Origin of the sequence: Mycetocola sp. (assembly GCF_046716805.1) — a bacterium.
In the GTDB taxonomy this organism is placed as follows: Bacteria; Actinomycetota; Actinomycetes; order Actinomycetales; family Microbacteriaceae; genus Mycetocola_A.
Map to the genome: position 1 here is coordinate 1 of NZ_JBKJWH010000077.1, position 3,111 is coordinate 3,111.

Here is a 3,111-nt window from a genome sequence, read left to right on the forward strand (position 1 = left end):
GAAAAGTGCTCAAAGTGATGACGTAGTGATGACTCAATCAAATCTCTTAACCTAAAAAGTCCCGGAAACCCTTGAGTTTCCGGGACATTCGGTCGGGCTGACAGGATTTGAACCTGCGACCCCTTGACCCCCAGTCAAGTGCGCTACCAAGCTGCGCCACAGCCCGCGACCAGTCACCCTCACGGGCGACCTCGTCAATGCTACAGGACAATCAGTGCCAGTTCTGTCACTGCGAACAGCCGCAACTCAGCCGACACGGCTCCCGGAGAAGCGCGTCGACGGACGACCGGATGTCGCGTAGTCGAGTGTCTTCTGGGCCCGATTCACCTCCACCAGATACTCCAGATAGCGCCGTGCGCTCACCCGCGAGATCCCGGACAACTCCGCAATTTCCCCCGCCGAACTGTTCGGCGCTGAAACGAGCGCCTCCTCGACGGTGACGAGAGTCTCACCGCTCAGGCCCTTCGGCAGCTGGATACGTCCACGCCCACCAGTTCGCATCAGCGCGTCGATGTCACGCTGCGCGAGTGCCTCCCGTGTGCCGGATGCCACGAGGGCAAGCCGGTCGCGCGCCACATCATCCAGGCGCGCCCGCAGGTCGAGCGCCGTGAACGGCTTCACCAGGTAATGCTGGATCCCGGCACTGCGCGCCTGCCGCACACTGTCGACATCCCGCGCCGCAGTCACGGCGATCACCTCGGGCTGGGCACCGCCCATCGCGCGCACGTCACGAAGCACCTCCAGTCCAGTCAGCCCAGGCAGGTCGAAGTCGAGCAGCACCAGGTCCGGACGGTGTTCGGCGATCAGCGACAGCGCCTCCGGGCCGCTGTGCGCGGTGGCGGCGACATCGAACGCCGGATGCGCGCCCACGAACTTCGCGTGCAGCGCCGCCACCTCGACATCGTCGTCGACGATGATCGTCCGCAGCTTCGAGGAGACCGTCACTTCAGCACCGCCGGCACGTCCACCGATGTCGCTGCATCCGGGGATGCCTGAGGCAGGTCGCCGACCGGCAGCTCGACCGTGAACACCGCTCCCCCGAGGACCGACCGCCCGACGGTCACCGTCCCACCGGCTCTCAACACCGTGCGCCGCACAAGCGCGAGGCCGATGCCGCGCCGACGCAATGCGGGACTGTCGGCATCCGTCACAGCCTTGGAACTGACACCCTCCTCGAACACCCGCTCATACTGGTCCGGCGCAATGCCCTCGCCGTCGTCCTGCACCGCGACCCGGATGAGAGTCGGCTCGACCGCGAAACCGAGCTCGATCCGGTTGCCGGCCGAGCACGCTTCGAGCGCGTTGTCGAGGAGGTTGCCGACCACCGTGACGAGGTCCCCGCGGATGGTGAGCGCGGCATCCGACCGCAGCCAGGCGGGAAGCGGCTCCGAGGGAGTGATCGACACCGACATTCCCAGCTCGCGGGCATGGCTCGCCTTCACCAGCAGCAGCGCGGCGAGCTCAGGGAACTCGCTGAGCACTTCTTCCCCGGGCACCCGCAGCGCACCGCCCGTGCCGGTCCGTTCGACGAACGCCCGCGCATCTTCGACCAGGCCAAGCTCCAGCAGTCCCGAGATCACGTGCAGCTTGTTCGCGAACTCATGCGCCTGCGCCCGGAGCCCGTTGGTCAGCGACTGCGCGCCGTCCATCTCGCGCAACAGCTGGTGCAGTTCGGTGTGGTCGCGCACGAGCAGCGTCGCTCCGACGGTCTTGCCGTCCAGTTCGGTACCGGTGCTTCGGGCGACGAGGATGCGCTCCCCCGCGAGCACCAGCTGCCCGCCGGGTTCACCACGCTGCAGCACACCGACCAGCGACGGATCGAGTACGTCGGCAGCCACCCGCCCGGTCAGCGAATCCTCCTCGAGCCCAAGCAATTCGAGCGCCGCATCGTTGACGAGCGCGATCACGCCTCCCTCGTCAACACTGATCATTCCCTCGCTCATGCCGTGCAGCATCGTCTCCCGCGAGCCGACGAGCGACGCGATCTCCTTGGGCTCCAGCCGGTAGATCCGCCGGCGGATGATCGCCGTCACCCACGCGGCACCGAAAATCCCGACCACCGCCGACGCGATCAACGGGAACACCAGCGCACCCAGCCCGCCGACGAAATCGTCCCGCAGATCGGACTCGAGAATGCCCACCGACGCGGTGCCGATCACCTCGCCGTCTTCACCCCGCACGGGAACCTTCGCCCGCCACGACTCCCCCAGCGTGCCGGTCTGGGTGCCGACGAACGTCTTCCCGGAGAGCGGCACGGACGGGTCGGTCGACACCCGCTCCCCGATACGGTCCGGATCGGGGTGCGAATAACGGATGCCGTCGGCATCCGTCACGACGACATAGGTCACGTTCGACGCCTCCCGGATCACCTCGGCGATCGGCTGGATCACGGCGGCTGGGTCTTCGTCGTCGTACGCATCGCGGATGGCCGGCAGGGTGGCAACGGACTGGGCGACACCGATCATGCGGTCGAGGTACGCGTCACGCATCTGGCGCTCGAACAGGCTGGCCGCCACAAGTCCGGTCACCAGCACGACGGCGCACACGATCAGCGCCTGCAGCAGCAGGAGCTGGACTCGAAGCGACATTGCTTTCACTCCCCCATTGTCGCCCCAACTGCCGCCGGCGACGACTCGTGAACCCACCGGACCGCGCACCAGTCACGTCCAATACTTACAAAAGAGGCGCGACGTCGCCGGCGGGACCTACCGTTCTCATCAGCATCATCGCGTTTTGCAACGAGGCAATCACTCAATGAGGAGAAATCATGCGACGACTCGCACTGGTCATCGTGGCCGCAGCAACGGCTGTCACCCTGGCATCCTGCAGCACCCCGGCCGCCGATCCGGGAACCGACACCGGCAAGGGCAGCGAAACAGCAGAAGCGGTAGAGGTCAGCGACCTCCAGATCATCGTTCCGGCAGACCCCGGCGGCGGATGGGACCAAACCGGCCGCGCCATGTCTGAAACATTCACCGCCGAAGGCATCCTGGACAGCGCGCCGGTCCAGAACATCGGCGGCGCCGGCGGAACCGTCGGCCTCGCCTCCCTGGCGAACGAACAGAACCCGCACACCCTCATGGTCACCGGCCTGGTCATGGTCGGGGCGGT

At 66.5% G+C, this 3,111-nt stretch carries 2 protein-coding genes, 1 tRNA gene and 1 pseudogene; 1 reads left to right on the top strand and 3 read right to left on the bottom strand.

The window, feature by feature from the left end; translation table 11 throughout:
• Nucleotides 1-92 precede the first annotated feature (92 nt).
• The 3 genes from ACLQ62_RS06305 to ACLQ62_RS06315 all read right to left on the bottom strand — a co-directional run bounded on the left by ACLQ62_RS06305 (nt 93) and on the right by ACLQ62_RS06315 (nt 2,588).
• Nucleotides 93-166: transfer RNA gene (locus ACLQ62_RS06305), tRNA-Pro, on the bottom strand.
• 80 nt (nt 167-246) lie between these two features.
• On the bottom strand, nt 247-945 hold the full coding sequence (locus ACLQ62_RS06310) for a response regulator (RefSeq protein WP_411720807.1): 699 nt from the start codon (nt 943-945) through the stop codon (nt 247-249).
• Nucleotides 942-2,588 carry an ATP-binding protein gene (locus ACLQ62_RS06315; RefSeq protein WP_411720808.1) on the bottom strand — a complete coding sequence of 549 codons (1,647 nt, stop codon included), beginning with the start codon at nt 2,586-2,588 and terminating at the stop codon, nt 942-944. The genes ACLQ62_RS06310 and ACLQ62_RS06315 overlap by 4 nt, the downstream gene beginning before the upstream one ends.
• A 179-nt stretch (nt 2,589-2,767) precedes the next feature.
• Between ACLQ62_RS06315 and ACLQ62_RS06320 the strand changes: the two are divergent.
• A pseudogene (locus ACLQ62_RS06320) lies at nt 2,768-3,111 on the top strand (tripartite tricarboxylate transporter substrate binding protein); the annotation flags it as partial.

Excerpts from the sequence above, each read along its gene's own strand:
- ACLQ62_RS06315 (WP_411720808.1), bottom strand. The coding sequence starts at position 2,588 with ATGTCGCTTCGAGTCCAGCTCCTGCTGCTGCAGGCGCTGATCGTGTGC.